Origin of the sequence: Streptomyces mutabilis, assembly GCF_046628145.1 — a bacterium.
GTDB lineage: Bacteria > Actinomycetota > Actinomycetes > Streptomycetales > Streptomycetaceae > Streptomyces > Streptomyces mutabilis.
On sequence record NZ_CP176874.1, the window covers coordinates 5,182,437 to 5,209,137 of the forward strand.

25 protein-coding genes and 1 riboswitch are annotated in these 26,701 nt (G+C 70.2%); of the genes, 12 read left to right on the forward strand and 13 right to left on the reverse strand.

Annotated features, from left to right (window positions below):
* The first annotated feature begins 26 nt into the window (after positions 1–26).
* The 4 genes from ACLIN4_RS23500 (at position 27) to ACLIN4_RS23515 (ending at position 4,474) form a co-directional block, all read left to right on the forward strand.
* A complete protein-coding gene (locus ACLIN4_RS23500) occupies positions 27–1,007 on the forward strand; it encodes a tetratricopeptide repeat protein (RefSeq protein ID WP_107477308.1) in 981 nt (326 codons plus the stop codon).
* A gap of 101 nt (positions 1,008–1,108) precedes the next feature.
* A complete protein-coding gene (gene def, locus ACLIN4_RS23505; protein WP_100045869.1) occupies positions 1,109–1,759 on the forward strand; it encodes a peptide deformylase in 651 nt (216 codons plus the stop codon).
* A gap of 250 nt (positions 1,760–2,009) precedes the next feature.
* Positions 2,010–3,101 carry an epi-isozizaene synthase gene (gene cyc1, locus ACLIN4_RS23510; protein ID WP_107477316.1) on the forward strand — a complete coding sequence of 364 codons (1,092 nt, stop codon included), beginning with the start codon at positions 2,010–2,012 and terminating at the stop codon, positions 3,099–3,101.
* Entirely contained in the window at positions 3,098–4,474 is a 1,377-nt protein-coding gene (locus ACLIN4_RS23515) for a cytochrome P450 (RefSeq protein WP_107477309.1), read from the forward strand. Before cyc1 ends, ACLIN4_RS23515 begins: the two co-directional genes overlap by 4 nt.
* Before the next feature lie 3 nt (positions 4,475–4,477).
* Here ACLIN4_RS23515 and ACLIN4_RS23520 read toward each other — a convergent pair whose 3' ends face one another.
* Positions 4,478–5,452: a GlxA family transcriptional regulator gene (locus tag ACLIN4_RS23520; RefSeq protein WP_289908781.1), complete on the reverse strand. Its 975-nt coding sequence runs from the start codon at positions 5,450–5,452 to the stop codon at positions 4,478–4,480.
* Positions 5,453–5,544: 92 nt separating this feature from the next.
* On the opposite strand from ACLIN4_RS23520, the gene ACLIN4_RS23525 reads away from it, so the two are divergent.
* Entirely contained in the window at positions 5,545–5,790 is a 246-nt protein-coding gene (locus tag ACLIN4_RS23525; RefSeq protein ID WP_290014656.1) for a hypothetical protein, read from the forward strand.
* Here the strand turns inward: ACLIN4_RS23525 and ACLIN4_RS23530 are convergent.
* The 6 genes from ACLIN4_RS23530 to ACLIN4_RS23555 form a co-directional block, all read right to left on the reverse strand.
* Complete coding sequence (locus tag ACLIN4_RS23530) at positions 5,703–6,734, reverse strand: ribonucleotide-diphosphate reductase subunit beta (protein ID WP_107477310.1); 1,032 nt, start codon at positions 6,732–6,734, stop codon at positions 5,703–5,705. The genes ACLIN4_RS23525 and ACLIN4_RS23530 overlap by 88 nt on opposite strands.
* On the reverse strand, positions 6,734–9,109 hold the full coding sequence (locus ACLIN4_RS23535; RefSeq protein WP_382021867.1) for a ribonucleoside-diphosphate reductase subunit alpha: 2,376 nt from the start codon (positions 9,107–9,109) through the stop codon (positions 6,734–6,736). The genes ACLIN4_RS23530 and ACLIN4_RS23535 overlap by 1 nt, the downstream gene beginning before the upstream one ends.
* Before the next feature lie 145 nt (positions 9,110–9,254).
* A riboswitch (cobalamin riboswitch) is annotated at positions 9,255–9,352 on the reverse strand.
* 114 nt (positions 9,353–9,466) lie between these two features.
* Positions 9,467–9,973 (reverse strand): GNAT family N-acetyltransferase, encoded by a 507-nt coding sequence (locus tag ACLIN4_RS23540; protein WP_107476797.1) that lies wholly within the window; start codon positions 9,971–9,973, stop codon positions 9,467–9,469.
* Between the two features lie 72 nt (positions 9,974–10,045).
* Positions 10,046–11,656 carry a monocarboxylate uptake permease MctP gene (gene mctP / locus ACLIN4_RS23545; RefSeq protein ID WP_179342320.1) on the reverse strand — a complete coding sequence of 537 codons (1,611 nt, stop codon included), beginning with the start codon at positions 11,654–11,656 and terminating at the stop codon, positions 10,046–10,048.
* Positions 11,653–11,910, reverse strand: coding sequence for a DUF3311 domain-containing protein (locus ACLIN4_RS23550; RefSeq protein WP_107476792.1), 258 nt, complete (start codon positions 11,908–11,910; stop codon positions 11,653–11,655). The genes mctP and ACLIN4_RS23550 overlap by 4 nt, the downstream gene beginning before the upstream one ends.
* A 137-nt stretch (positions 11,911–12,047) precedes the next feature.
* Positions 12,048–12,812, reverse strand: a complete 765-nt coding sequence (locus ACLIN4_RS23555) for a GntR family transcriptional regulator (RefSeq protein WP_411576178.1) — start codon at positions 12,810–12,812, stop codon at positions 12,048–12,050.
* A 453-nt stretch (positions 12,813–13,265) separates the two neighbouring features.
* Between ACLIN4_RS23555 and ACLIN4_RS23560 the strand changes: the two genes are divergently transcribed.
* The 4 genes from ACLIN4_RS23560 to ACLIN4_RS23575 all read left to right on the forward strand — a co-directional run bounded on the left by ACLIN4_RS23560 (position 13,266) and on the right by ACLIN4_RS23575 (position 18,096).
* Positions 13,266–14,570, forward strand: coding sequence for a sugar ABC transporter substrate-binding protein (locus ACLIN4_RS23560; RefSeq protein WP_382021869.1), 1,305 nt, complete (start codon positions 13,266–13,268; stop codon positions 14,568–14,570).
* Between the two features lie 138 nt (positions 14,571–14,708).
* Positions 14,709–15,701, forward strand: coding sequence for a carbohydrate ABC transporter permease (locus ACLIN4_RS23565; RefSeq protein ID WP_107476791.1), 993 nt, complete (start codon positions 14,709–14,711; stop codon positions 15,699–15,701).
* Complete coding sequence (locus ACLIN4_RS23570) at positions 15,698–16,594, forward strand: carbohydrate ABC transporter permease (protein WP_373420271.1); 897 nt, start codon at positions 15,698–15,700, stop codon at positions 16,592–16,594. Before ACLIN4_RS23565 ends, ACLIN4_RS23570 begins: the two co-directional genes overlap by 4 nt.
* 8 nt (positions 16,595–16,602) lie before the next feature.
* Entirely contained in the window at positions 16,603–18,096 is a 1,494-nt protein-coding gene (locus ACLIN4_RS23575) for a glycoside hydrolase family 3 protein (RefSeq protein WP_100045860.1), read from the forward strand.
* Between the two features lie 186 nt (positions 18,097–18,282).
* On the opposite strand, the gene nagB is transcribed toward ACLIN4_RS23575, so the two are convergent.
* Positions 18,283–19,068 carry a glucosamine-6-phosphate deaminase gene (nagB, locus tag ACLIN4_RS23580; RefSeq protein WP_107476790.1) on the reverse strand — a complete coding sequence of 262 codons (786 nt, stop codon included), beginning with the start codon at positions 19,066–19,068 and terminating at the stop codon, positions 18,283–18,285.
* A 152-nt stretch (positions 19,069–19,220) separates the two neighbouring features.
* Positions 19,221–19,973, reverse strand: coding sequence for an SDR family oxidoreductase (locus ACLIN4_RS23585; RefSeq protein WP_107476789.1), 753 nt, complete (start codon positions 19,971–19,973; stop codon positions 19,221–19,223).
* Between the two features lie 97 nt (positions 19,974–20,070).
* On the opposite strand from ACLIN4_RS23585, the gene ACLIN4_RS23590 reads away from it, so the two are divergent.
* Positions 20,071–20,709: a TetR/AcrR family transcriptional regulator gene (locus ACLIN4_RS23590; RefSeq protein ID WP_289908777.1), complete on the forward strand. Its 639-nt coding sequence runs from the start codon at positions 20,071–20,073 to the stop codon at positions 20,707–20,709.
* A 435-nt stretch (positions 20,710–21,144) separates the two neighbouring features.
* Positions 21,145–22,620: a sensor histidine kinase gene (locus ACLIN4_RS23595; protein WP_100045857.1), complete on the forward strand. Its 1,476-nt coding sequence runs from the start codon at positions 21,145–21,147 to the stop codon at positions 22,618–22,620.
* Between the two features lie 256 nt (positions 22,621–22,876).
* On the opposite strand, the gene ACLIN4_RS23600 is transcribed toward ACLIN4_RS23595, so the two are convergent.
* Together ACLIN4_RS23600 and ACLIN4_RS23605 are read right to left on the reverse strand one after the other, a co-directional pair.
* On the reverse strand, positions 22,877–23,134 hold the full coding sequence (locus ACLIN4_RS23600; RefSeq protein WP_003973730.1) for a WhiB family transcriptional regulator: 258 nt from the start codon (positions 23,132–23,134) through the stop codon (positions 22,877–22,879).
* A gap of 319 nt (positions 23,135–23,453) precedes the next feature.
* Complete coding sequence (locus tag ACLIN4_RS23605; protein ID WP_107476788.1) at positions 23,454–24,422, reverse strand: diacylglycerol/lipid kinase family protein; 969 nt, start codon at positions 24,420–24,422, stop codon at positions 23,454–23,456.
* Positions 24,423–24,576: 154 nt separating this feature from the next.
* Here ACLIN4_RS23605 and ACLIN4_RS23610 point away from each other — a divergent pair, with 154 nt between their 5' ends.
* Positions 24,577–25,023: a hypothetical protein gene (locus ACLIN4_RS23610; RefSeq protein ID WP_107476787.1), complete on the forward strand. Its 447-nt coding sequence runs from the start codon at positions 24,577–24,579 to the stop codon at positions 25,021–25,023.
* Positions 25,024–25,097: 74 nt separating this feature from the next.
* Here the strand turns inward: ACLIN4_RS23610 and ACLIN4_RS23615 are convergent, their stop codons facing one another.
* Positions 25,098–26,162 (reverse strand): RNA polymerase sigma factor SigF, encoded by a 1,065-nt coding sequence (locus ACLIN4_RS23615; protein ID WP_179342324.1) that lies wholly within the window; start codon positions 26,160–26,162, stop codon positions 25,098–25,100.
* 17 nt (positions 26,163–26,179) lie between these two features.
* A complete protein-coding gene (locus tag ACLIN4_RS23620) occupies positions 26,180–26,593 on the reverse strand; it encodes an anti-sigma regulatory factor (RefSeq protein WP_043380065.1) in 414 nt (137 codons plus the stop codon).
* Between the last annotated feature and the right edge of the window lie 108 nt (positions 26,594–26,701).

Here is a 26,701-nt window from a genome sequence, read left to right on the forward strand (position 1 = left end):
CTGAACGGAACTGGCAGGCGGGAATCGTGAGGATCTTCGGCAAGGGACGGCACCGGCCCTCCGCCTCCTGGCGGCAGGCCACCGACCGCGCGTTCACGCTGATCGGCGACGGTCGCTACGAGGACGCGGGCGCACTGCTGACGCGCGCCGCCGACCTGGAACCGTGGCTGTCGGAGTCGTGGTTCAACCTCGCGCTCCTGCACAAGTTCCGGCACGACTGGGAGCAGGCCAGAGCGGCGGGCCTGCGGGCCGTGGCGCTGCTCGACCGGGACACCGGCGCGCCCGACTGGTGGAACGTCGGCATCGCCGCGACCGCCCTCCAGGACTGGCCGCTGGCGCGCCGCGCCTGGCAGGCGTACGGGCTGCGCACGCCCGGGGACGCGACCGCCGCCGGCGAGCCGCTCGGCATGGACCTCGGCAGCGCGGCCGTACGGCTGTCCCCGGAGGGGGAGGCCGAGGTCGTGTGGGGGCGGCGGCTGGACCCCGCCCGCATCGAGGTGCTGTCCATCCCGCTGCCGTCCTCCGGCCGGCGCTGGGGCGAGGTCGTCCTGCACGACGGGGTGCCGCACGGGGAACGGACGACCACCGCCGGGCACGCCTACCCCGTCTTCGACGAGATCGAGCTGTGGGCACCCTCGCCCGTGCCGACCTGGGTGGTTCTCCTGGAGGCCGCCACCGAGTCCGACCGGGACGCCCTGGAGCAGCTCGCCGCTGACGCCGGTTTCGCCGCCGAGGACTGGTCGTCGTCCGTGCGGCTGCTGTGCCGGATGTGCTCGGAGTCCCGGATGCCCTCCGACGAGGGCGACGGCGAGCACCTCGACCCGCACGACCACAGTGAGCCCGGTCATCCGGGGCCGCTCGGCCACCGCACCGACGGGCAGCTGTGGGTGCCGGAGCGGGAGTGCGGGGTGGCCGCGCCGGCGGGGCTGGTGAAGGGGTTGCTGGACGGCTGGGTCGCGGACAGTCCCGACTCCCGGGACTGGCGGGACCTGGAAGAGGTCTGCTGAGCGGCCCCGTAGTCTTTACCAGGACGACTCCACCAGGACACTCCAGCAGCGGTCCCCATCAGCACCACCCCTTGGTTGTACGAGGAAGGCATACGTCGGTCATGGCCCAGCAGGACACCGATCAGCAGCACGCGGGCGTGCTCCCCGTCGACGACGAGGGGTTCGTCGTCGACACCGAGGACTGCGAGGAGCGCGAGAGCGCCTGGCGTGAGCGCGGCACCTCGCGGCCGATCACGGTGGTCGGCAACCCGGTACTGCACAAGGAGTGCGCGGACGTCACCGACTTCGGCGACGAGTTCCAGCAGCTGGTCGCGGACATGTTCGCCAGCCAGCGCACCGCCGAGGGCGTGGGCCTGGCCGCGAACCAGATCGGGGTGTCCAAGAAGGTCTTCGTCTACGACTGCCCCGACGACCAGGGCGTCCGCCACGTCGGCGTGGTCTGCAACCCGAAGCTCGTCGAACTCCCCGCCGACCGGCGCAGCCTGGACGACAGCAACGAGGGCTGCCTGTCCGTGCCGACCGCCTATGCGCCGCTCGCCCGCCCCGACTACGCCGAGGTGACCGGCCAGGACGAGCGGGGCAACCCGATCCGCGTGCGCGGCACCGGGTACTTCGCACGGTGTTTGCAGCACGAGACGGATCACCTGTACGGGTACCTGTACATCGACCGGCTCTCCAAGCGCGAACGCAAGGACGCGCTGCGGCAGATGGCCGAGAACGAGCCGCGCTACCCCGTGGTCGCCAACGACTGACGGCGCATCACCCGCCACACCCTCCGCGTGCGTACGGCGCCCGCCCGGGCCTCCTCCCGGGCGGGCGCCGTTCGTTTGCCGAAAGCCGCCACACACCAGGAGAATCCCGGCACGCCGGGGTAGCGAATAGAGCAAATCCGTTCCCAGAACGGTCAGTTGTAGTGCTGAATAGGAAGCGCGGGGATACGCAACGGCGCACGCCCCGCTCGGTGCGGGGGGTGCGCCACCGGCGGCTGAGAGGGGTTTGTCCGTGCACGCTTTCTCACAGGGCACCACAGCGACACCGACCGCGATCGCAGTACCTTCATCGCTCCGCCTCCCGGTGATCGAGGCGGCATTTCCCCGGCAACTGCACCCGTATTGGCCGAAGCTCCAGGAGAACACCCGAACCTGGCTGCTCGAAAAACGGCTCATGCCGGCGGACAAGATCGAGGAATATGCCGATGGCCTGTGCTACACCGACCTCATGGCGGGGTACTACCTGGGCGCCCCCGACGAGGTCATGCAGGCGATAGCGGACTACAGCGCGTGGTTCTTCGTCTGGGACGACCGGCACGACCGGGACATCGTCCACGGCCGGCCCGCCGCCTGGCGACGGCTGCGGGACCGACTGCACACGGCACTCGACTCGCCCGGGGACCACCTGCACCACGAGGACACGCTGGTAGCGGGGTTCGCCGACAGTGTGCGGCGGTTGTACTCCTTCCTGCCGGCGCCGGCGGCCTGGAACGCCCGGTTCGCCCGGCACTTCCACGCGGTGATCGAGGCGTACGACCGCGAATTCCACAACCGCACGCACGGAATCGTGCCCGGCGTCGAGGAGTACCTCGAACTGCGCCGGCTCACGTTCGCCCACTGGATCTGGACCGATCTGCTGGAGCCGAGCGCGGGGTGCGAACTGCCGGACGCCGTTCGAAAGCATCCGGCATATCGCCGGGCGGCACTGCTGAGTCAGGAATTCGCCGCCTGGTACAACGACCTCTGCTCGCTTCCCAAGGAAATAGCGGGCGACGAGGTGCACAATCTCGGAATCAGTCTCATCGCGCATCACGGACTGACCCTCGAAGAAGCTGTCGGGGAAGTCAGGCGACGCGTCGAGGAATGCATTACCGAATTCCTCGCCGTGGAACAGGACGCGTTACGTTTCGCCGACGGGCTCGCCGACGGAACCGTGCGCGGAAAGGAACTGAGCGGCGCCGTACGGGCGAGCGTCGGCAATATGCGGAACTGGTTCAGTTCCGTCTACTGGTTCCACCACGAGTCCGGCCGGTACATGGTCGACAGCTGGGACGACCGGTCCACGCCCCCGTACGTCAACAACGAAGCGGCAGGTGAGAAATGACCGTCGAGTCCGTCAACCCCGAGACCCGGACCGATCCGGCTCCGGAACTGCGCGAGCCGCCCGTCGCGGGCGGCGGCGTCCCGCTCCTGGGCCACGGCTGGCGGCTGGCCCGCGACCCGCTGGCCTTCATGTCCCAGCTGCGCGACCACGGTGACATCGTTCGCATCAAGCTCGGCCCCAAGACCGTCTACGCGGTCACCACCCCGGAGCTCACCGGCGCCCTGGCCCTGAGCCCCGACTACCACATAGCCGGCCCGCTGTGGGAGTCGCTGGAGGGCCTGCTCGGCAAGGAGGGCGTGGCGACCGCCAACGGCCCGCTCCACCGCCGTCAGCGGCGCACCATCCAGCCGGCGTTCCGGCTCGACGCCATCCCCGCCTACGGGCCGATCATGGAGGAGGAGGCGCACGCGCTCACCGAGCGCTGGCAGCCGGGGCGGACCGTCGACGCCACCTCCGAGTCATTCCGCGTCGCCGTGCGGGTCGCCGCCCGCTGCCTGCTGCGCGGCCAGTACATGGACGAGCGGGCCGAGCGGCTGTGCGTCGCCCTCGCCACCGTCTTCCGGGGCATGTACCGGCGGATGGTGGTCCCGCTGGGGCCGCTGTACCGGCTGCCGCTTCCGGCCAACCGCGCCTTCAACGACGCGCTGGCCGATCTGCACCGGTTGGTCGACGAGATCATCGCCGAGCGCCGTGCAAGCGGTCAAAAGCCGGACGATTTGCTGACGGCATTGCTGGAGGCGAAGGACGACAATGGCGATCCGATCGGGGAACAGGAGATCCACGACCAAGTGGTCGCGATACTCACTCCAGGCAGTGAAACCATCGCTTCCACGATCATGTGGTTGCTGCAGGCACTTGCCGACCACCCGGAACATGCCGACCGCATACGCGATGAAGTCGAAGCGGTCACCGGCGGGCGTCCTGTGGCATTCGAGGACGTACGCAAGCTCACCCACACCGGCAATGTCATCGTGGAGGCCATGCGGCTGCGGCCCGCCGTATGGGTATTGACGCGCCGCGCCGTGGTCGAGACCGAACTCGGTGGCTATCGCATTCCGGCCGGGGCGGACATCATCTACAGTCCGTACGCAATCCAACGCGATCCGAAGTCGTACGCCCACAACCTGGAGTTCGACCCGGACCGGTGGCTGCCGGAACGCGCGGCGAATGTGCCGAAATACGCCATGAAGCCGTTCAGCGCGGGCAAGCGGAAGTGCCCCAGTGACCACTTCTCCATGGCGCAGCTGACCCTCATCACGGCGGCGCTCGCCACGAAGTACCGCTTCGAGCAGGTGGCCGGCTCCAACGACGCGGTCCGCGTGGGCATCACGCTCCGGCCGCACGACCTGCTGGTCAGGCCCGTGGCTCGGTGACGCTCAGGCCGCTCCGACCGCCTCCGGCCCCCGGAAGGTGCGCCGGTAGGCGTGCGGGGTGGTCCCCAGGGCCCTGACGAACTGGTGCCTGAGGGCCGCCGCCGTACCGAAGCCGGTGCGCCAGGCGATCGTGTCCATCGTCTCGTCCGTCGCCTCCAGCAGCCGCTGGGCCAGCAGTACGCGCTGGCGCAGGATCCAGCGGTAGGGAGTCGTACCCGTCTCCTGCTGGAAGCGGCGGGCGAAGGTGCGCGGGGACATGTGCGCCCGGGCCGCGAGCTGGTCGACGGTGACCTCCTCGTCGAGGTGCTGTTCCATCCAGGCCAGCACCTCTCCGACGGTGTCGCAGGAGGAGCGGGGCAGCGGCCGTTCGATGTACTGGGCCTGGCCGCCGTCCCGGTGCGGCGGCACGACCATCCGCCGGGCGATCTTGTTGGCCACCTCCGGGCCCTGCTCCTTGCGCACGATGTGCAGACAGGCGTCGATGCCGGCGGCGGTGCCGGCGCTGGTGATCACCGGATCCTCGTCCACGTAGAGCACGTCCGGCGAGACGGCCACCGTCGGGTACTGCCGGGCCAGCTCGTCCGCGTGGTGCCAGTGCACCGCGCAGCGCCGCCCGTCCAGCAGCCCGGCGGCGCCCAGCACGAACACCCCGGAGCACACGCTCAGCACCCGCGCGCCCCGGTCCACCGCCCGCCGCAGGCCGGCCAGCAGCTCGGGCGGGTAATCCCGGCGCGCGTAGTCGCTGCCCGCCGGGACGGCGATCAGGTCGGCCTCCTCCAGTCGGTCCAGCCCGTACGGCGTGGAGACGGAGAGCCCGCCGACGTGGGTGTTCAGCGTCGGGCCCTCCGCCGACACCACCGCGAAGTCGTACTTCGGCAGGCCCTCGTCGGTCCGGTCGATGCCGAAGACCTCGCAGAGGACGCCGAGTTCGAAGGGGTGCACGCCGTCCAGCAGGACGGCGGCCACGTTCCGCAGCATGCCGCCAGTGTGCCTCGGAAGTGGCAGGAAATCGAGGCCCTACGGCAGTCCTGCCACTCCCGGTCAGGAGTGTCCGGCGTGACAGTGGTGTCATGACCGGAAACCAGATCGAAGCCCTGATCGGAATGCTCGTGACCTTCGGACTCCTGGTCCTCATGGTCCTCCCCTCGGTGATCGGCATCGTGCGCGACCGGCGCATCGACCGTCAGATCAGGGAGGCCCAGGAGGGCGAGGGGACCGGGAAGGAGACTCAGAAGTCCTCGTCCAGGTCGACGGTGCCCTCCACCGCCACCTGGTACGCCGAGGGGCGCCGCTCGAAGAAGTTGGTCAGCTCCTGAACGCCCTGCAGCTCCATGAAGGAGAAGGGGTTCTCGGAGCCGTACACCGGGGCGAAGCCGAGCCGCGTCAGGCGTTGATCGGCCACGCACTCCAGGTACTGCCGCATCGAGTCGGTGTTCATCCCCGGGAGGCCGTCACCGCACAGGTCGCGCGCGAACTGCAGCTCGGCCTCGACGGCCTCCCGCAGCATGTCGGTGACCTCCTGCCGGAGCCGGTCGTCGAACAGCTCCGGCTCCTCCTTGCGCACGGTGTCGACCACGTCGAAGGCGAAGGACATGTGCATCGTCTCGTCCCGGAACACCCAGTTGGTGCCGGTGGCCAGGCCGTGCAGCAGGCCCCGGCTGCGGAACCAGTAGACGTAGGCGAAGGCGCCGTAGAAGAACAGGCCCTCGATGCACGCGGCGAAGCAGATGAGGTTGAGCAGGAAACGGCGGCGGTCGGCCTGGGTCTCCAGGCGGTCGATCGACTCGACCGAGTCCATCCACTTGAAGCAGAACTCGGCCTTCTCCCGGATCGAGGAGATGTTCTCCACGGCCGCGAAGGCGGCGGCGCGGTCGTCCGGATCGGGCAGGTAGGTGTCCAGCAGCGTCAGGTAGAACTGGACGTGCACGGCCTCCTCGAAGAGCTGGCGGGACAGGTACAGCCGCGCCTCGGGGGAGTTGATGTGCTTGTAGAGGGTGAGCACCAGGTTGTTCGCGACGATCGAGTCGCCGGTGGCGAAGAAGGCCACCAGCCGCCCGATCAGGTGCTGCTCCTCGGGGCTGAGCTTCGCGAGGTCGGCGACGTCCGAGTGGAGGTCGACCTCCTCGACGTGCCAGGTGTTCTTGATGGCGTCCCGGTAGCGCTCGTAGAAGTCGGGGTAGCGCATGGGGCGCAGGGTCAGCTCGAAGCCCGGGTCGAGCAGGTTCTTCGTGGCGGGGGTCTGAGGGGTCTCGGTGGTCATTACTGGCAGGCCTCGCAGGACTCGGGGTTTTCCAGGGAGCAGGCGACCGCTTCGGGGTCGGGGGTCTGCTGCACGGGGGCGGTGGCTCGGGCGCCGGCCGCGCGGGCGATGCGGGTCGCCGGGCGGGAGCGCAGGTAGTACGTGGTCTTCAGGCCCTGCTTCCAGGCGTACGCGTACATCGAGGAGAGCTTCCCGATGGTCGGCGTCTCCAGGAACAGGTTCAGCGACTGGGCCTGGTCGAGGTACGGCGTGCGGGCGGCGGCCATGTCGATCAGGCCGCGCTGCGGGATCTCCCAGGCGGTGCGGTACAGCGCGCGCACGTCCTCGGGGATCCAGGTGAAGCCCTGCACCGACCCGTTGGCCTCGCGCAGCGCCTCGCGGGTGCGGGCGTCCCACACGCCGAGCCGCTTGAGGTCGTCCACCAGATACGAGTTGACCTGGAGGAACTCGCCGGACAGCGTCTCGCGCTTGAACAGGTTGGACACCTGCGGCTCGATGCACTCGTAGGCGCCCACGATGGAGGCGATGGTCGCCGTCGGGGCGATCGCGAGGAGCAGGGAGTTGCGCAGGCCGGTCGCGGCGATGCGCTCGCGCAGGGCCGCCCAGCGCTCCGGCCAGGTGTGCTCGACGCCGTAGTGGTCGGGGTGGAGCACACCCCGCGCGGTGCGGGTCTTCTCCCAGGCCGGCAGCGGGCCGTTGCGTTCGGCGAGGTCGGCGGAGGTCTCGTAGGCGGCGAGCATGATCCGCTCGGCGATACGGGTGGAGAGGGCCTTGGCCTCGGGGGAGTCGAAGGGCAGGCGGAGCCGGAAGAAGACGTCCTGGAGGCCCATCGCGCCGAGGCCCACCGGGCGCCAGCGGGCGTTGGAGCGGCCCGCCTGCTCGGTCGGGTAGAAGTTGATGTCGACGACCCGGTCCAGGAAGGTGACGGCGGTGCGGACGGTGGCGTCCAGCCGCTCCCAGTCGATGTCGCCCCCGGCCGCGTCGACGAACGCGCCGAGGTTGACCGAGCCGAGGTTGCAGACCGCCGTCTCGCCGTCGTCCGTGACCTCCAGGATCTCCGTGCAGAGGTTGGAGGAGTGGACGACGTGGCCCGGCTCGGCGGTCTGGTTGGCGGTGCGGTTGGCGGTGTCCTTGAAGGTCATCCAGCCGTTGCCGGTCTGTGCGAGGGTGCGCATCATCCGGCCGTACAGCTCGCGGGCGGGCAGCGTCTTGCGGGCGAGCCCCGCCGCCTCGGCCTTGCGGTAGGCGGCGTCGAACTCCTCGCCCCACAGGTCGACCAGCTCGGGTACGTCGGCCGGGGAGAACAGCGACCACGGTCCGTCGGCGTCCACCCGGCGCATGAACTCGTCCGGCACCCAGTGCGCGAGGTTGAGGTTGTGCGTGCGGCGGGCGTCCTCGCCGGTGTTGTCCCGCAGCTCCAGGAACTCCTCGACGTCCGCGTGCCAGGTCTCCAGGTAGACCGCCGCGGCGCCCTTGCGCCGGCCGCCCTGGTTCACGGCGGCGACCGAGGCGTCCAGCGTCTTCAGGAACGGGACGATGCCGTTGGAGTGGCCGTTGGTGCCGCGGATCAGGGAACCGCGGGAACGGATGCGGGAGTAGGCGATGCCGATGCCGCCGGCGTGCTTGGAGAGGTTGGCGACCTGGTGGTAGCGGTCGTAGATGGAGTCCAGCTCGTCCTTCGGGGAGTCCAGGAGGTAGCAGGACGACATCTGGGGGTGCCGGGTGCCGGAGTTGAAGAGGGTGGGGGAGGAGGGCAGGTAGTCGAGGCGGCTCATCAGTCCGTAGAGCGCGGCCACCTCGTCCACGGACCGTGTGGTGTCGTCCTCGGCGAGTCCGGCGGCGACGCGCAGCATGAAGTGCTGGGGCGTCTCGACGACCTTGCGGGTGATCGGGTGCCGGAGCAGGTAGCGGCTGTACACGGTGCGCAGCCCGAAGTAGCCGAAGCGGTCGTCGGCGGCCGGGTCGACGAGCGCGTCCAGCCGGTCGGCGTGCAGTCGTACGAACTCGGCGGTGCGGTCGGCGATCAGGCCCTCGCGGTGACCGGTGGCGACCGACGCGCTGAAGGAGGTGACGCCCTGCGAGGCGGCCTCGGCGCGGATGCCGATGGTCAGCAGGCGGGCGGCGAGCCTCGAGTAGACCGGGTCCTCGGAGATGAGCCCGGCCGCCGCCTCGGTGGCGAGCTCGCGCAGCTCGGCCTCGTCCGCGCGGGCGGACCGGCCGCGCAGCGCGGCGGCGGCCACCCGGCCGGGGTCGGCGTCGGGGAGGTCGGCGGTCAGGCCCGTCAGGGTCCGCAGCAGCGCGGCACCGGGTCCGTCGGGTTCCCCGGTCGCCGTCACCGGGGTCGCTGAAGCCGGATCGGCTGGCGCGATGGTCACGTGGAGCACTCCCTCGCTCGGCACGGGGCCTGGCGGAGGGCAGGGGGCAGCTCACGAGCGCGCACGGCGTCGCGTCCACCGGCCCACTCCACGAGGCCCGGACGTCATGGCGCCCGGGCCAGGGCGGCCGGGCGCACTGTCGGCAGGTCCTCGGACTGAACAGGCGTGCGCGCACGTGCGAAGACGTACGGATGCACGCAAGTACACCGTTGCGGGACAGTTCCGGATTCGCACCGGATTCCCCTGCGGCGACAGCGAGCATGAGCATACATCTTGTGCCGGGCTTGGCGAGCACCCCCAGCTGTTGTGTCCCCGGGGGTGTCCGGGGGTGTGGCCCGGTGCCGTGTCGCGCCGGTGTCAGAGCGTCAGTTCGTAGGTGAGGAGCGTGATGTCGTCCAGCTCCGGCAGCGGGTTCCAGTCGCGGTCGGGGGTGCGGACGAAGCCCAGCCGTTCGTAGAGGCGGTGGGCGGGGCGCATGGTGCGCTGGGTCGACAGCACGACGCGCACGCAGCCCTCGACGGCCCGCGCGCGGTCGACACAGGCCCGCACCAGGGCCTCGCCGACCCCGCGTCCGCGTGCCTCGCGAGCGACGGCGAGCATGCGTATCTCGGCCTCGCCGGGCCGGGCGATGTCGGCCATGGGGCCGCCGGACGGCACGAAGGTCACGCCGCCGAGCACCCGGCCGTCCGCCACGGCGGCCAGCACCTCGGCGGCCGCCGCCCGCTGGGCCACGTTCCGCAGCTCGCCGAGGTACGCGTCGCTCTCGCCGAAGTCCAGGAGTCCGTCCTGGAGGTAGGCCCGCGCGGTGATCTCGCCAAGGGTCTCGTACTCGTCGGCGGCCGCCCGCCGGATAGCGAAGTCCATGTCGCCGAGTGTGCCGGACGGGTACGACAACGGGCCGCCGGATTTCTCCGACGGCCCGCCGCGTACCAGGGGTCAGTGCGAGGAGCCCGCCGTGGCCGGCGGCAGTTCCACCTGGACGCCGGGGTCGCCCGCGTCCGCCGTGTAGTCGCTCGGCTTGGTCTCGTCGACGCCGTCGGGTGCCTTGACCGCCCGCAGGACGAAGGTCAGGACGACGGTGACCAGGACGTTCAGCACGAAGGCGGTGAGGCCGATGTAGCCGATCTCGCCGATGCCGGGGATCTCGTCGGAGGAGCCGCCGAAGTGCTTCTGCGTCGGCGAGGCCACGCCGTACGCCGCGACCGTGCCGTAGACCATGCCGACCGCCCAGCCGCCGAGCAGCGCCCAGCGGTGGAACCAGCGGGTGAACAGGCCGCCGACCAGGGCCGGGAAGGTCTGCAGGATCCAGATGCCGCCGAGCAGCTGGAAGTTGATCGCGACCGTCTTGTCCATGCCCAGGACGAAGACCAGCGCGCCCACCTTCACCAGCAGCGACACCAGCTTGGAGACCTTGGTCTCCTGGGCCGGGGTGGCGTCCGGCTTGATGAAGTCCTTGTAGATGTTGCGGGTGAAGAGGTTCGCGGCCGCGATCGACATGATCGCCGCCGGGACCAGCGCGCCGATGCCGATCGCCGCGAAGGCCACGCCCGCGAACCAGTCCGGGAACATGTTCTCGAACAGCTGCGGGATCGCCAGCTGCCCGTTCTCCACCTTCACCCCGGCCGCGATCGCCATGAAGCCCAGCAGCGCCAGCAGGCCCAGCATCAGGGAGTACAGCGGCAGAATGGTGGTGTTGCGGCGGATCACCTCACGGCTGCGCGAGGAGAGCGTCGCGGTGATCGAGTGCGGGTACATGAAGAGCGCGAGCGCCGAGCCGAGCGCCAGGGTGGCGTACGTCCACTGGCCGCCGTGGTCCGGCACCAGTCCGCCGCTGCCCGACTCGGTGAACTTGTCGTTCGCCGAGGCGAAGATGTCGTCGAAGCCGCCGAGCTTGATCGGGATGTAGATGATCGCCACCGCGATCACGATGTAGATCAGCGTGTCCTTGACGAACGCGATCAGCGCGGGCGCGCGCAGCCCCGACGAGTAGGTGTACGCCGCCAGCACACCGAAGGCGATCAGCAGCGGCAGGTCCTTGATGAACCAGTTGGTGTCCTCGCCGCCGCCGACGCCCATCACGTCCAGCACGGCCTGGATGCCGACCAGCTGGAGCGCGATGTACGGCATCGTGGCGAGGATGCCGGTGACCGCGACCGCCAGCGACAGCCCCTTCGAGCCGAACCGGCCGCGCACGAAGTCCGAGGTCGTCACGTACCCGTGCTTGTGGGAGACCGACCACAGGCGGGGCAGGAAGGTGAAGATCAGCGGGTAGACCAGGATCGTGTACGGCACCGCGAAGAAGCCGGCCGCGCCGGCCGCGTAGATCGCCGCCGGGACGGCCACGAAGGTGTACGCCGTGTACAGGTCGCCGCCCAGCAGGAACCAGGTGACCCAGGTACCGAAGGAGCGGCCGCCGAGGCCCCACTCGTCGAGGCTGTGCTCGTTCTCGGCCTTGCGCCAGCGGGCGGCCAGGAAGCCCATGGCGGTGACGAGGACGAAGAAGAAGATGAAGACGGCGAGTGCGACGCCGTTCACGCCGTCGTTCACTGCGAACCGCCTTTCCGGCGGGCGCGCTGGTCACGCTGCCACAGCTTGTAGGCGATCATCGTCAGCGCGGTGGAGATGAGTACCCACGCCATCTGGTACCAGTAGAAGAACGGGATGCCGATGAAGGTGGGGTCGGACTTCGCGTACGACCCGACCCAGATCATGGCGACGAACGGTGCGAGCAGGCAGAGGCCGATGACGACGCGCACCGGCGTCACCACCGGTTCTCTGCTCTGTGGTGGGGCTTGTGACATGCGGTGGCTCCGTCCCCTCGCTGATCACCTCGTGCAGTGCGCACGAAATGTAGGTGACGGGTTCAGGACGGCGGAAGCCCTCGTCCGCATATCGGTCCCCAACCGCAATGTCAGGGGCGCGCAGCGGAGGGTTTGGTCTAGTCCTGGGGCCGCTTGAGGCGGGCGACGAACTTGTAGCGGTCGCCCCGGTAGACCGAGCGCACCCACTCCACCGGCTGACCGGTCCGGTCCTGCGAGTGCCGGGACAGCATCAGCATGGGCAGGCCGACGTCGGTGCCGAGCAGGCCGGCCTCGCTCGGCGTGGCCAGCGAGGTCTCGATGGTCTCCTCGGCCTCGGCGAGATGGACGTCGTACACCTCGGCGAGGGCGGTGTAGAGGGACGTGTACTTCACCAGGGAGCGGCGCAGGGCCGGAAAGCGCTTGGCGCTGAGGTGGGTGGTCTCGATGGCCATCGGCTCGCCGTTGGCCATGCGCAGCCGCTCGATGCGCAGCACGCGCCCGCCGGTCGTGATGTCCAGCAACCCGGCGAGCCGGTCGTCGGCGGTGATGTAGCCGATGTCCAGCAGCTGCGAGGTGGGTTCGAGGCCCTGGGCGCGCATGTCCTCGGTGTACGAGGTGAGTTGCAGGGCCTGCGACACCTTGGGCTTGGCGACGAAGGTGCCCTTGCCCTGGATGCGCTCCAGGCGGCCCTCGACGACCAGCTCCTGGAGGGCCTGGCGCACGGTGGTGCGCGAGGTGTCGAACTCCGCGGCCAGCGTGCGCTCGGGCGGGACGGGGGTGCCCGGGGCCTGGGTCCGGGTCATGTCGAGCAGGTGCTTCTTCAGGCGGTAGTACTTGGGCACGCGCGCGGTACGGACCGTCGTCCCACCCTCGTTCTCCGCACTGCTGACGTCGGTGCTCATGCTCTGCCTTCCCGGCTCCGGATGCCGAAGCGACCGATATCCCTGTCGGCCACGGCTCACATCGTGGCACGGCTTCGCGCCGGTAGGGCCCGGCACGCTCCGTGATCCCCTCTGTATACCTCCGGGACCGTTGTTGGTCTAGTCCACAGCGCCGCCAGACAGCGCTGGTACGCGCGTTCGGGACCGTACCGGCACGTCGTTCGGTGGGCAGTGGTACACCCGGTCCCGGTCCGCCCGATCTGCCGCTTGCGCAATGAAAGGTCCCTGCATATCTCGGTCCCATCACGGACGCGAGGAGCCCCGTTGCACACCCTTGACAGCCCTATTGGTCTGGGCCAAGCTCCCCGTACTGGTCTACACCATTGGTCCAGGTCCCGGCCCCAGGAGCGGTACGCGTTCACGCTCGAACCGCAGGGAGGCAGGGGGGTTTGTGGCATCCCTGAGGAGGGTGGCGTGAAGCGCAAGCTGATAGCCGCGATCGGTATCGCGGGCATGATGGCATCCATCGCGGCGTGCGGGGGCTCCGACGACAACGGCTCGTCCAAGCAGGACCCGAAGGACCGCAAGGGCGAACTCACCGTCTGGCTCATGGTGGACGCCCAGAGCAGCTGGCCCGAACTGGTCAAGCAGGCCAATGACGAGTTCAACAAGAAGTACCCCGGGGTCAAGGTCAACGTCCAGTACCAGCAGTGGGCGGACAAGACCAAGAAGCTCGACGCCGCCCTGTCCGGCGACTCGTTCCCCGACGTGGTCGAGCTCGGCAACACCGAGACGATGACCTACATCCTCAACGGTGCCCTCGGCGAGATCGACGCCAAGAAGTACGACAACTCGGACACGTGGATCGAGGGTCTCAAGGACACCTGCTCGTACGAGGGCAAGCTGTACTGCGTCCCGTACTACGCCGGTGCCCGCGTCGCCATCTACAACAAGGACATGTTCAAGGCCGGTACCGGTTCGGACCAGCTGCCGACGACCGAGGCCGACCTGCTCAAGGCCCTCGACAAGGTCCAGGACAAGTACAAGAAGGACAACGCCTTCTCCTCGCTGTACCTGCCGGGCCGCTACTGGTACGCCGCCATGTCCTACGTCGCCGCGTACGGCGGTGAGATCGCCACGTACGACGAGGGCGGCAAGGAGTGGAAGGCCGCCCTGTCCACGCCGGAGGCCCAGAAGGGCATCCAGCACTTCGTCGACCTGGTCAAGAAGTACAACAACGGCGACCAGACCAAGGACGAGCAGGACCACGCCAACGTCATGGCCAACGAGAAGGCGGCCCTGCTCTACGGCAACGGCTGGGAGGCCGGCAGCGTCGTCGACTCCAAGACGAACGGCAACCCGAAGCTGGAAGGCAAGATCGGCGTCGCGGGCATGCCCGGCCCGGAGGGCAAGACCCTGCCCTCCTTCATCGGCGGGTCCGACCTGGCCACCGTCTCCAAGTCCGACCAGCAGGACATGGCGCAGGACTGGATCTCGATGTTCACCAACGAGAAGTCCCAGGCCGCGCTGGCCGAGAAGGACATCCTGCCCAACAACACCAAGCAGCTCGAGCCGCTGAAGGCCAAGCCGGAGACGGCCCCGATCGCCAACGCGGTCCCCGACGCCTGGTTCACCCCGATCGCCCCCGGTTGGGCCGCGATCGAGAAGAAGGAAACGCTCGAGACGATGCTGCTCGACATCCTCAAGGGCAAGTCGGTCGCCGACGCCACCAAGGCGGCCGACGCGGAGATCAACTCGTTGATCAACGAGAGCGCCTGAGCCTCCCCGCTCGACTCCCGTTGACCTCCGGTGCCTTGTCCGGCCACGCGGCCGGGCAGGGCCGGTTGGGTGGCCGGCCGCCTTCGGCGGACCGGCCACCGCTCCGATGCAGAACCCTTCGAACGGAAGGCCAGCACAGTGAGTGCCGCCGACATCAAGACCGCCGGCCCGGAGGTGCCCGCCCCGCGGCCACCCGCCGGTGACGGCCCGGCACCGTCCGCACCCCGGCGAAGCCGGTGGACGAACGGGCCCCTGCTGCCCTATCTCCTGATCGCGCCGGCCGTCGTGGCACTCGCCGCGGTGTTCGTCTGGCCGCTGGTCAAGACAGTGATCATGTCCTTCCAGGACGTGGGCAGAAAGGAACTGTGGACCGGTCAGGCCGCCGAGTGGGTCGGCTTGGAGCAGTTCACCAACATCCTCGGCGAGAGCGAGTTCTACGACGTCCTGTGGCGCACCGTCCTGTTCATGGTCGTGTGCGTCGTCGCCACCATGGCCATCGGGCTCTTCCTCGCCCACTCCATGCAGCGCATGACCAAGGCCGTACGGCTGCTGCTGACCGGCGCGCTCATCGCCGCCTGGTCGCTGCCGCTGCTCGTGGCCACCTCGATCTTCCGCTGGTTCGCCGACTCCGACTACGGCGTCGCCAACATGGTGCTGACCGAGTACCTCGGTCTCGACTTCCAGGGCCACAACTGGTTCCTCGACCCCAAGCAGGGCTTCCTCGTGATCGGCGCCGTGGTGGTGTGGGGAGCGGTGCCCTTCGTGGCAGTCACCCTGTACGCGGCGCTCACCCAGGTGCCCGCCGAGCTGGAGGAGGCCGCGGAACTCGACGGCGCCGGACGCACGGGCGTCTTCCGCTACGTCACCTGGCCCGTCATCAAGCCCGTCTTCCAGATGGTGGCCACGCTCTCGGTGATCTGGGACTTCAACGTCTTCGGCCAGGTCTTCCTGATGCGCGGCAACAAGCCGGAGCCGGAGTACAACCTGCTCGGCCTGTACTCCTACGAGAAGGCCTTCGAGTCGAACTCCTTCAGCCAGGGCGCCGCCATCGCGCTGATCACCGTGCTGCTCCTGTCCGGCGTGGCCGTCTACTACCTGCGCCAGCTGATCAAGATCGGAGACGTCGAGTGAGCACCACCACCGCCACGACCGCCCCGGGCGCGACGGAGCCCGCGCTCGACACCGCCCTGCGGCCCGACCGCAAGAAGCGCAGCCGGCACTTCTACAACCTCGTCGGACTCGTCTCCTTCGTGGTGATGGCCTTCCCGGTGTACTGGCTGGTGATCAGCGCCCTGCGCCCCAACCACGAGATCCGGTCCTACGACCAGACGCTGTGGCCGTCCTCCCTCACCCTGGACAACTTCTCCCGGGCGATCGACGCGCCCAACTTCGGCACCGCCATCCAGTCCAGCCTCATCATCTGTGTGACCGCGGTCGTCGGCGCGATGATCCTCTCCACGATCGCGGCCTTCGCCATCGGGCGCTTCCGGTTCGCCGGCCGCAAGGTCTTCATGATCGTGCTGCTCCTGGTGCAGCTGCTGCCGCCGACCACCATGCTCATCCCCCTCTACATCCAGTTGAACGACCTCGGCGCGATCAACGAGTACTGGGGCGTGATCATCATCTACCTCGTCTCCACGCTGCCGTTCGCGACCTGGATGATCCGCGGGTTCGTCGTGAACATCCCCAGGGAGCTGGAGGAGGCGGCGATGGTGGACGGCTGCTCCCGCATGGGCGCCTTCTGGCGGGTCATCTTCCCGCTGCTCGCCCCCGGGCTGGCGGCGGCGTCGATCTTCTCCCTGATCAACGCGTGGAACGAGTACCTGCTCGCCTACATCGTGCTGCAGGACAACGACAAGTACACGCTCAACGTGTGGCTCATGAACTTCACCACCGACCGCGGCACCGACTACGGCGCGCTCATGGCCGCCTCGACACTGATCGCGATTCCGGTCGTCGCGTTCTTCATGCTGGTACAGAAGAAGATGGCCGCCGGCCTCACCTCCGGCGCCGTGAAGGGATGACGCCACCGATGACGACCATCGCCCGGGCCACCGACACCCTCACGCGCGACGCGCTCGCGGTCCTCCAGCCCGGCTTCACCGGCACCGCCGCGCCCGACTGGCTGCTGCGCCGCCTCGGTGAAGGGCTGGCCTCCGTCGGCCTGTTCGGCCGCAACGTCGCCGGCGCCGAGCAGTTGGCCGCGCTGACCGCACAGCTGCGCGCCGAACGCGAGGACGTGCTCGTCGCCATCGACGAGGAGGGCGGCGACGTCACCCGCCTGGAGGTGCGCACCGGCTCCTCCTTCCCCGGCAACCTCGCCCTCGGCGCCGTGGACGACGTCGGGCTCACCCGGGCGGTGGCCGCGGAACTGGGCCGCCGGCTCGCGGAGTGCGGAGTGAACCTCAACTGGGCCCCGTCCGCCGACGTGAACTCCAACCCGGACAACCCGGTCATCGGCGTGCGCTCCTTCGGCTCCGGCACCGACCTCGTCGCCCGGCACACCGCCGCCTACGTCACCGGCCTCCAGTCGTCCGGAGTGGCCGCCTGCACCAAGCACTTCCCCGGGCACGGCGACACGGCCGTCGACTCCCACCACGCCGTGCCGCGCATCGACGTGGACGGCGACGTGCTGGCCGCACGGGACCTGGTCCCCTTCCGCGCGGCCATCGCCGCCGGCAGCCGCGCGGTGATGAGCGCTCACATCCTGGCCCCGGCGCTGGACCCGGACCGACCGGCAACGTTGTCCCGGCGCATTCTGACCGACCTGCTCCGCGGTGAACTGGGCTACGAGGGCCTGATCGTCACCGACGGCATCGAGATGCGGGCCATCTCCGGCACGTACGGCATCGAACGCGGCAGCGTGCTGGCCATCGCCGCCGGCGCCGACGCGATCTGCGTGGGCGGCGGCCTGTCCGACGAGGACACGGTACGGCGGCTGTGCGACGCCCTGGTCGGGGCCGTGCGCGCGGGTGAACTCGCCGAGGAGCGCCTGGCCGACGCGGCCGAACGCGTCCGTGCCCTGGCCCGCTGGACCTCGGCGCACCGGGCGGACGCCGCCCGCGTCGCGGACGGTGCCGACGGCGACGTGGGCCTGCGCGCCGCCCGCCGTGCCCTGCGGCTCACCGGCGCCGACGGCTTCACGCCGCTCACCGAGCCGCCGTTCGTCGCCGCGCTGAGCCCGGTCGCGAACATCGCGGTCGGCGACGAGACGCCCTGGGGCATCGCCGCCGAGCTCTCCCGTCTGCTGCCCGGGACGGAGACCGGCAGCTTCACCGGCCCGGACGCCGGGGGAGAGGTGCTGGCCGCCGCCGGAAAGCGCCGGATCGTCGCGGTGGTCCGCGACGAGCACCGGCACCCCTGGATGGCGGCGGCCCTGGACACCGTACTGGCGGCCCGTCCCGACACGATCGTGGTCGAGATGGGCGTCCCCCGCGCCGAACCCCGCGGCTCCCTCCACCTGGCCACCCACGGCGCGGCCCGCGTCTGCGGCCGGGCGGCGGCGGAGGCCGTGGCGGGCGTGTAGCGGTACGTCGAAGGCGCCGGCTTCCTGCTGTGGAGGTCGGCGCCTTCGGCGTGGGGAGGGGTGTCCGGGGCGGGCCGCCGTGCGTACGGCGGGCAGCGGTACGCACGACGAAGGGCGCCGTCCCCGACGGCGGGGGAGCGGCGCCCTTCCCGCACGGAGCCGTGAGGCACCGCGCGCGGGCTCGGATCAGATGCCCTGCCAGTCCGGCTTGTGGGCGTACGTGTGCCGGAAGTAGTCGGCGAGCTTCAGCTTGGAGGCCGCGGCCTCGTCGACGACGACCGTGGCGTGCGGGTGGAGCTGGAGCGCGGACGCCGGGCACACGGCCGCGACCGGGCCCTCCACGCTCGCGGCCACCGCGTCCGCCTTGCCCTCGCCGGTGGCGAGCAGCACGACGTGCCTGGCCTCCAGGATGGTGCCGATGCCCTGCGTGATCACGTGGTGCGGCACCTGGTCGATGTCACCGTCGAAGAAGCGCGCGTTGTCGACGCGGGTCTGCTCGGTGAGCGTCTTGATCCGGGTCCGGGAGGCGAGCGAGGAACACGGCTCGTTGAAGCCGATGTGCCCGTCCGTACCGATCCCCAGCAGCTGGAGGTCGACCCCGCCGGCCGCGCCCAGCGCCTCGTCGTACGCCTCGCAGGCACCCTGCACGTCCGCCGCCGTGCCGTCGGGGCCCATGAACGCGTCCATGCCGATGCCCAGCGGTTCGAGCACCTCGCGCCGCAGCACCGAGCGGTACGACTCCGGGTGCTCCGCCGGGAGCCCCACGTACTCGTCGAGCTGGGCGATCCGCGCCCGCGCGGTGTCCACGGCGCCCGAGCGCACCTTCGCCGCCAGTGCCTCGTACACCGGCAGCGGCGTCGAGCCGGTGGCCACCCCGAGCAGGGCGTCGGGCTTGCGCCGGAGCAGCTGCGCCATGGCCTCGGCGATGAGCTCGCCGCCTGCCCTGGCGTCGGGAACGATGACAACTTCCACGCTGGCCTGCCGTTTCGAAGAGAGGACGAACCCGGGGTCCGGGACTGGCTATGTGGTTTAGACCAATCTAACAGAGCTGGACCCCGCGGGCGCGTCGAACGGTCAGGCCGGTGGCGGCCTCACGCCTGCCTCACGCCTGCCTCACGCCGGTGTCACGTCAGGGAACCTCCCGTCGCGTCCACCCAGCTCCCCGTGACCCACCGGCCCTCGTGCGAGGCGAGGAAGGCGACCACGTCGGCGACCTCGGCCGGAGCCCCCACCCCGCCCAGGGCGGAGAGCGCCGCCGCCCGGTCCCAGCCGTCCGCGCTCCCGTGCAGCAGCTCGGCGGTGTTGTCCGTTTCGATGATCCCGGGCGCCACCGAGTTCACCGTGATGCCGCGGGTGCCCAGGACCTTGGAGAGGTCGCGCGAGAGCACGTCCAACGCGCCCTTGGTCATCGCGTACGCCACGTTGTCCGGCATCACCGCGGTACGCGCCAGGCCCGAGGAGATGTTGACGACCCGGCCGCGGTCGCGCAGGCGCTCCATCCCGTGCTTGAGGATGAAGAAGGGCGCCTTCACGTTGACCGCGAAGACCGCGTCGTACTCCTCCTCGCCTATCTCGGCGATGGGGCGCGTGTTGCCGATCCCGGCGTTGTTCACCAGGACGTCCACTCCGTCGGCGTGCCGGTCGAACTCCTCCCAGAGTGCCTCGGCCGCCCCGGGGGCCCGCAGGTCGGCCCGGATCGCGAACGCCGAGCCGCCCGCCGCCTCGATCGCGGCGACCGTCTCCCTCGCCGCGGCCCCGTTCCTGCCGTAGTGCACCGCGACCCGCGCGCCGTCGCGGCCCAGCCGCTCCGCGATCCCTCGCCCGATGCCCCTGCTCGCCCCCGTGACGAGAGCCGTCCTGCCCGCAAGCACGCCCATGTCGGCGCCCCCTCCACAATTCCCTAGCGGTCGCTACAGAAATGACCGTACAACAGGCCGACGACATTTCTCTAGCGCCCGCTATAAAATGCACTCCATGGTGAGCAGTGAGAAGAGCGGGCAGGGGGGCGTGCCGGTCCGAAAGGGCAGGACCCGTGGCCGGCCCCGCTCCTTCGACCGGGCGACGGCCCTGGAGAAGGCGCTGATGGCGTTCTGGGAGCACGGTTACGAGGCCACGTCGGTCTCCGACCTCACCCGCGTCATGGACATCGGTGCGCCGAGTCTCTACGCCGCCTTCGGCGACAAGCGCTCGCTCTTCGAGGAGGTCGTCCAGGAGTACGGTGCCCGGTACGGCTCCTTCGGGACGCGTGCCCTCGCCGAGGAGCCCACCGCCCGGGCGGGGGTGGACCGGATGCTGCGCGAGGCCGCGGTCGAGTACACGGCCCCCGGGCGGCCGCACGGCTGCCTCGTCATCCACGCGGCCGCCAACTGCTCCACCGCCGAGGTCGAGGAGGACCTGCGCCGGCGGCGCAACGCCAACATCGCCGCGATCGAGAGCCGGATCGCTGCCGACGTCGCCGCGGGCGTACTGCCGCCGGACACCGATGCCGCCGCCCTGGCGCGGTACGTCGGCGCCATGATCCAGGGCATGTCCCAGCAGGCGCGCGACGGCGCGAGCCGGGAGGAACTGGAGGCACTCGCGGAAATTGCCCTGGCCGTCTGGCCCCGCGTCTGAGCCAACGGGGTTAGGCTTCTGCCGGGCGCTCGGACGCCCGAGTGGTCGGCGGAGCGGACCCGACAACAGCAAACACCGTCCACCGCATGCATGGACACGATGAGTGGTCTAGTCCACAATGGCCACTGAGGCACTCACCGTGAGATTCGCGCGAAGTGATCGACAGACTTCCGCCTTCCCCGCACAGGAGGGCGGACCGAGGATCCGGAGCTCTCTGCCCTGACTGCCCCGGCTCCTCATCCTTCGGCCGACCGGGACCGCACACCCCACGGCCGATGTTGCTCCGGGCTGCGGTGCCGGGAGGGTTGAGGGTCCCTCCCAGGCGCCGCGGCCCGCGGGTGTTTCCGAGGCCGGTGAGCGCGCCGGGCCGGCACCGCGCACGGAGCCTCCGGCCGATCTCGATCGCCGTCCGAACCGCCAGGTACGCTCAGCCACGTGCCCTCCATGAACGAACTCGTACGCCAGCACACAGCGCTCGACGACTCCGACCTCGAGTGGCTCCATCTGCTGGTGTCGGAGTGGCAGCTCCTCTCCGACCTCTCCTTCGCCGATCTGGTCCTGTGGGTCCCCACCCGTGACGGCACGCGCTACGTCTCCGTCGCCCAGATGCGCCCCAACACCGGGCCGACCTCGTACCAGGACGACATGGTCGGTCATCTCGTCCCGCGCGGCCGGCGCCCCATGCTCGACGCCGCCCTCGACGAGGGCCGGATCGTGCGCGAGGGCGATCCGGAGTGGCGCGAGGAGGTGCCGGTCCGCGTCGAGTCCATCCCCGTGCGCCGCCAGGGCCGTGTCCTGGGCGTCATCGCCCGCAACACCAACCTGCTCACCGTACGGACCCCGAGCCGCCTGGAACTCACGTATCTGCAGAGCGCCTCCGACCTCGCCCAGATGATCGCGGCCGGTGCCTTCCCGTTCGAGAACCAGCAGGTCGACATGGACGCCTCGCCCCGCGTCGGTGACGGCCTGATCCGGGTCGACGGGGACGGCATCGTCCAGTACGCCTCACCGAACGCCCTGTCCGCCTACCACCGCATGGGCCTCGCCGCCGACCTGGTGGGCCATCACCTCGGCCGGACCACGGCCGAACTGGCCCCGTCCCGCGGACCCGTGGACGAGGCGCTGGCCAAGGTGGCCAGCGGATGGGCACCCCGCGAGTTCGAGATCGAGGCCCACGACGGGGTCATCCAGTTCCGCGCCATCCCGCTCAAGCCCAAGGGCACGCGCATCGGTTCACTGGTGCTGCTGCGCGACGTCACGGAACTGCGCCGCCGCGAACGCGAGTTGATCACCAAGGACGCCACCATCCGGGAGATCCACCACCGGGTGAAGAACAACCTCCAGACAGTGGCGGCCCTGCTCCGCCTCCAGGCGCGGCGGATCGAGTCCGACCGGGGCCGCGAGGCGCTGGAGGAGGCCGTGCGCCGGGTCGGCTCCATCGCGATCGTGCACGAGACGCTCTCCCAGAACCTGGACGAGCGCGTGGAGTTCGACGAGATCGCCGACCGTGTGCTGGCCATGGTGGCGGAGATCTCGCCGGGGCGGGTCACCGGCCGGCGCACCGGTCGCTTCGGCATCCTGGACGCGGAGGTCGCGACCCCCCTGTCGATGGTGCTGACCGAGGTCCTGCAGAACGCGCTGGAGCACGGCTTCCGCGAGAGCGACACGGGCACGGTCGAGGTCTCCGCCGTCCGCGGCGGCACCACGAAGGAGGCCCGGCTCCTGGTCACCGTCCAGGACGACGGCGTCGGTCTGCCCGAGGACTTCGACCCGCACCGCTCCGGCAATCTCGGCCTGCAGATCGTGCGCACCCTGGTCGAGGGCGAGCTCGGCGGCAGCTTCGACATGGTCCCCGCCCCCGAGCGCGGTACCCGGGTGATCCTGGACATCCCGGTGCCCACGCAGAAGTAGGGCGCGGTCCGGGCCTCCACCGGTCCAGACCTGCACCGGCCCGGACAGCAATCGGGCCTTCACCGGACCGTACGGCGACTGGACCTTCACAGGCCCGGACAGCAAAAAGCCCCGGACCGGTGAAGGTCCGGGGCCAGTGCTCGTGCGATCCATCGTCCGATGCGCATCGGGGGTACTGCGCGCTGCGGCTCGGGAGCGGGGGTTGTGTACGCGCTGTACACGCCGCCAAGCTCAGGCTGTCAGCAGGGGTGGCTGGTCAGGCGGAGGCCTGACGAGCCCGGTTGCGGGCGGCACGGCGCTTCATCGCGCGGCGCTCGTCCTCGCTGAGACCACCCCAGACGCCGGAGTCCTGACCGGACTCGAGCGCCCACTGCAGGCACTGCTCCATGACGGGGCAGCGACGGCAGACGGCCTTGGCTTCCTCGATCTGCAGCAGCGCGGGACCGGTGTTGCCGATGGGGAAGAAGAGCTCGGGGTCTTCCTCGCGGCAAACGGCGCGGTGACGCCAGTCCATGGCTGCTACCTCTCCTTGGTATTACATGCAGGGTGCTTGTGAATGTGAACGCTTTCACGAATCCCTCAACAAGGGAAGGGCCTACCGCCAGGTTGCCCGGCGTGGTCCTGTGATTTGAAGAGGGGTTCCGGTGATCTGTGGAGGCCGGTCTTGCGGGCCGTCCCGATCGCCAAGAAGAGACTCGCAAACCTCGGCGGCGGATACAACCCCTTCCGGAAAGTTTTTTTTGATTCGTCGGTGTCGACTAGGTCACAGCCGTACTTCCTGGGGGTGGATCCTGGTCTAAACGTTCGAGTGAAAGGACTTTAGCCCCTTCTGCTCACACAATCACACGCAGTGCACGGCGTACGCCTGTGAACGTCACGCTGGTCCGCAGCCCCAGGTGGTCACCGTCCATCTGAAGGGGCAGCGGCACCTTCGAATGCAAGGTGAAGTCGGTCAGGTCGTGCAGGGAGACGGCGTGCCGGCCACGGGGCCCGCGCTCGGGGGACGAAGTGAGCAACTGGGTGCCATACCGGGCAACCGCGGCCGTCGACAGGCGGCTGAGGCCGAAGACGTCGAGCGCGGTGTCGAACGAGGCCTCGGGCGACGCGTAGATCGGGCGGTTGCCGAGGAACGTCCAGGGGCACGTGTTCGAGACTATGGACAGCACCAGATCGGTGACCGGGTCCTCGCCGGCCCGCTCCAGCGTGATCGTCCCGTTGCGTCGGTGCGGTTCCCCGATGAGCGCGCGCATCACCTGGCGGACGTAGAGGGCGTGCGTCGACTTCTTGCCGCGTTCGCGGTGCTGCTCGACCCGGCCGACCACGCCCGCGTCGAAGCCCAGGCCGGCGTTGAAGGTGAACCAGCGGGACGGCACCGCCTCGTCCTCCGTGCCCGGTGTGCCCGAGGCCAGGCCGAGTCCGACGGTCCGCTCGCTGCCGTCGCGCAGCGCGTCCAGCAGGGCGCCGGTGGCCTCCACCGCGTGGTTGGGCAGGCCGAGGGCGCGGGCGAAGACGTTGGTGGATCCACCGGGGACCACGGCGAGGCGGGGCAGGTGCTCCGGGTCGGGGCCGGCGTGCAGCAGGCCGTTGACGACCTCGTTCACCGTGCCGTCGCCGCCGAGGGCCACCACCAGCTCGACGTCGTCGCTCTGCGCCGCCTGCCGGCCGAGGTCCCGGGCGTGGCCGCGGTACTCGGTGGTGACCGCCTCCAGCTTCATCTCGCTGGCGAGCGCGTGGATCAGCACGTCGCGCGTGCGCGCGCTCGTGGTGGTTGCCGCCGGATTGACCACGAGAAGTGCACGCATGCTGTGCAGGGTACCTACTGGGCGGTACCCGGCCCAGACCGAGGGGGAGATCGCCGCGGCCGCGGACGCGAGTGGCCGGGCCGGGCGCGCCCGCCGGCAGCGCGGCGCGGGACGCGCCCACGGGCGCCGGTGTGCCGAGGGCTACCCTTCTGGGGTGAGCAGTGAGCAGAACCCCACCCCCGAAGCCGTCGAAGAGGCGGGCCCCCGTCCCGGGCGGCTGACCGCCGCGGCCGCTCTGGCCGCACTGGAGGGGCTGGCGCTCGTCGTCGGCGGAGCCTGGATGCTCGTGGGCGGTCTCACGGGCCACCCCGACGACCGGACCTCCGCCGTCACCGGCGGCGTCACCCTGATCGTCCTCGCCCTGCTGCCGCTGCTCGCCGCCCGCGGTCTGCTCGCGCGGCGGGCCTGGAGCCGGGGACCCGCCATCATCACGCAGATCATGGCGCTGCCCGTGGCCTACAACGCGCTGAACGCCGACAGCGTCGCCATTCCGGCGGGCATCGTGCTCGCCGTCGTGGCGGTCACGGCGCTGGTGCTGCTGGTGAACCCGGCGACCACCCAGGCCCTCGGCATCCGGGGACCGGGCAACGCGCAGAAGTAGCCGCCGCCCGGCGACCGATCCTCGGCACGGGCGTGGGCGCGACCGCCGCCCGGGCGGCCCTCCCGGCGTCGCGGCTACTCCTCGACCAGCAGCTTCTCCCGCAGCTGCGCCAGCGTGCGCGCCAGCAGCCGCGACACGTGCATCTGGGAGATGCCGACCTCCTGCGCGATCTGCGACTGGGTCATGTTGCCGAAGAAGCGCAGCAGCAGGATCCGCTTCTCCCGCGGCGGCAGGTCCTCCAGCAGCGGCTTGAGGGACTCGCGGTACTCGACGCCCTCCAGGGCCTCGTCCTCGGCGCCGAGGGTGTCCGCGACCGCCGGTGACTCGTCGTCGGTGTCCGGGACGTCCAGGGACAGCGTGGAGTACGCGTTGGCGGACTCCAGGCCCTCCAGGACCTCCTCCTCCGAGATCGACAGCTTCTCGGCGAGTTCGTGGACGGTGGGGGAGCGGCCGTGCAGCTGCGAGAGCTCCGCGGTGGCCGTCGTCAGCGCCAGCCGCAGCTCCTGCAGCCGGCGCGGCACCCGTACCGCCCAGCCCTTGTCCCGGAAGTGCCGTTTGATCTCGCCGACGACCGTCGGGGTCGCGTACGTGGAGAACTCCACCCCGCGGTCCGGGTCGAAGCGGTCGACCGACTTGATCAGTCCGATGGTGGCGACCTGGGTGAGGTCGTCCAGGGGCTCGCCGCGGTTGCGGAAGCGGCGCGCGAGGTGCTCGACGAGCGGGAGGTGCATGCGGACGAGCCGGTTGCGCAGCTCCGCGTACTCGGGGCTGTCCTTCTCCAGCGTGCGCAGCTCGGCGAACATCAGGCGCGCCCCGCTGCGGTCCTGCGGGTCGTGGCGCGTGCCCTGCGTGCCCCGTGCACCCGGCGCGTCGTCCTCGGAGTGTCGCTCGTGCTCGCTCATCGTCCCGCCCGTTGCCCTTTCCCGAGCCTTCGCCTCCGCTCGGACGGGCCGGACGGGGGTGTCCCCGGTCCGCTGCCCGTCGCCCGGGACGACGGCCTCGGGCGAGGCCTCGTCCTGAGGATGCGGCCGGGCCTGCTCGGGGATGCCGTCGATACCGTCCGTCATGCGTCGGGTCTCGTTCTCGGCACGCGTGCCCTCGGCCGGCCGCTCCCGTGTGCCGCGCTCTTCGTCCCGCACCGGCCCGTCCCCGTTCCTCACGCCGGCCCGGGTCCCGCGCCGCGCTGTTTGTAGAGGCTGATCGAAACGGTGTTGTCCTCGTCCACGGCGGAGGAGACCTTGCCCGCGAGGGCGGACAGCACGGTCCAGGCGAAGGTGTCTCGCGAGGGGGCGTGGCCGTCCGTGGTCGGCGCCGAGACGGTGACCTCGAGCGAGTCGTCGACGAGGCGGAAGACACAACTGAGCACCGAGCCGGGCACGGCCTGCTGAAGCAGGATCGCGCAGGCCTCGTCGACTGCGATGCGCAGGTCCTCGATCTCGTCGAGGGTGAAGTCCAAACGGGCCGCGAGGCCGGCCGTGGCCGTACGCAGCACCGACAGGTAGGCACCCGCGGCCGGCAGCCGGACTTCGACGAAGTCCTGGGTCGCGGGCTCGCCTGCGTTCTGGGACACCCTCACCTCCAAGGTGGTACAAGCGTTACAGGGCCGAGGCTCGCCCTCGGGGTAACGCGATACGTGGTTCAGCGGTGACGTTATCGCGCTCCGAACTTTCCTGTCCCC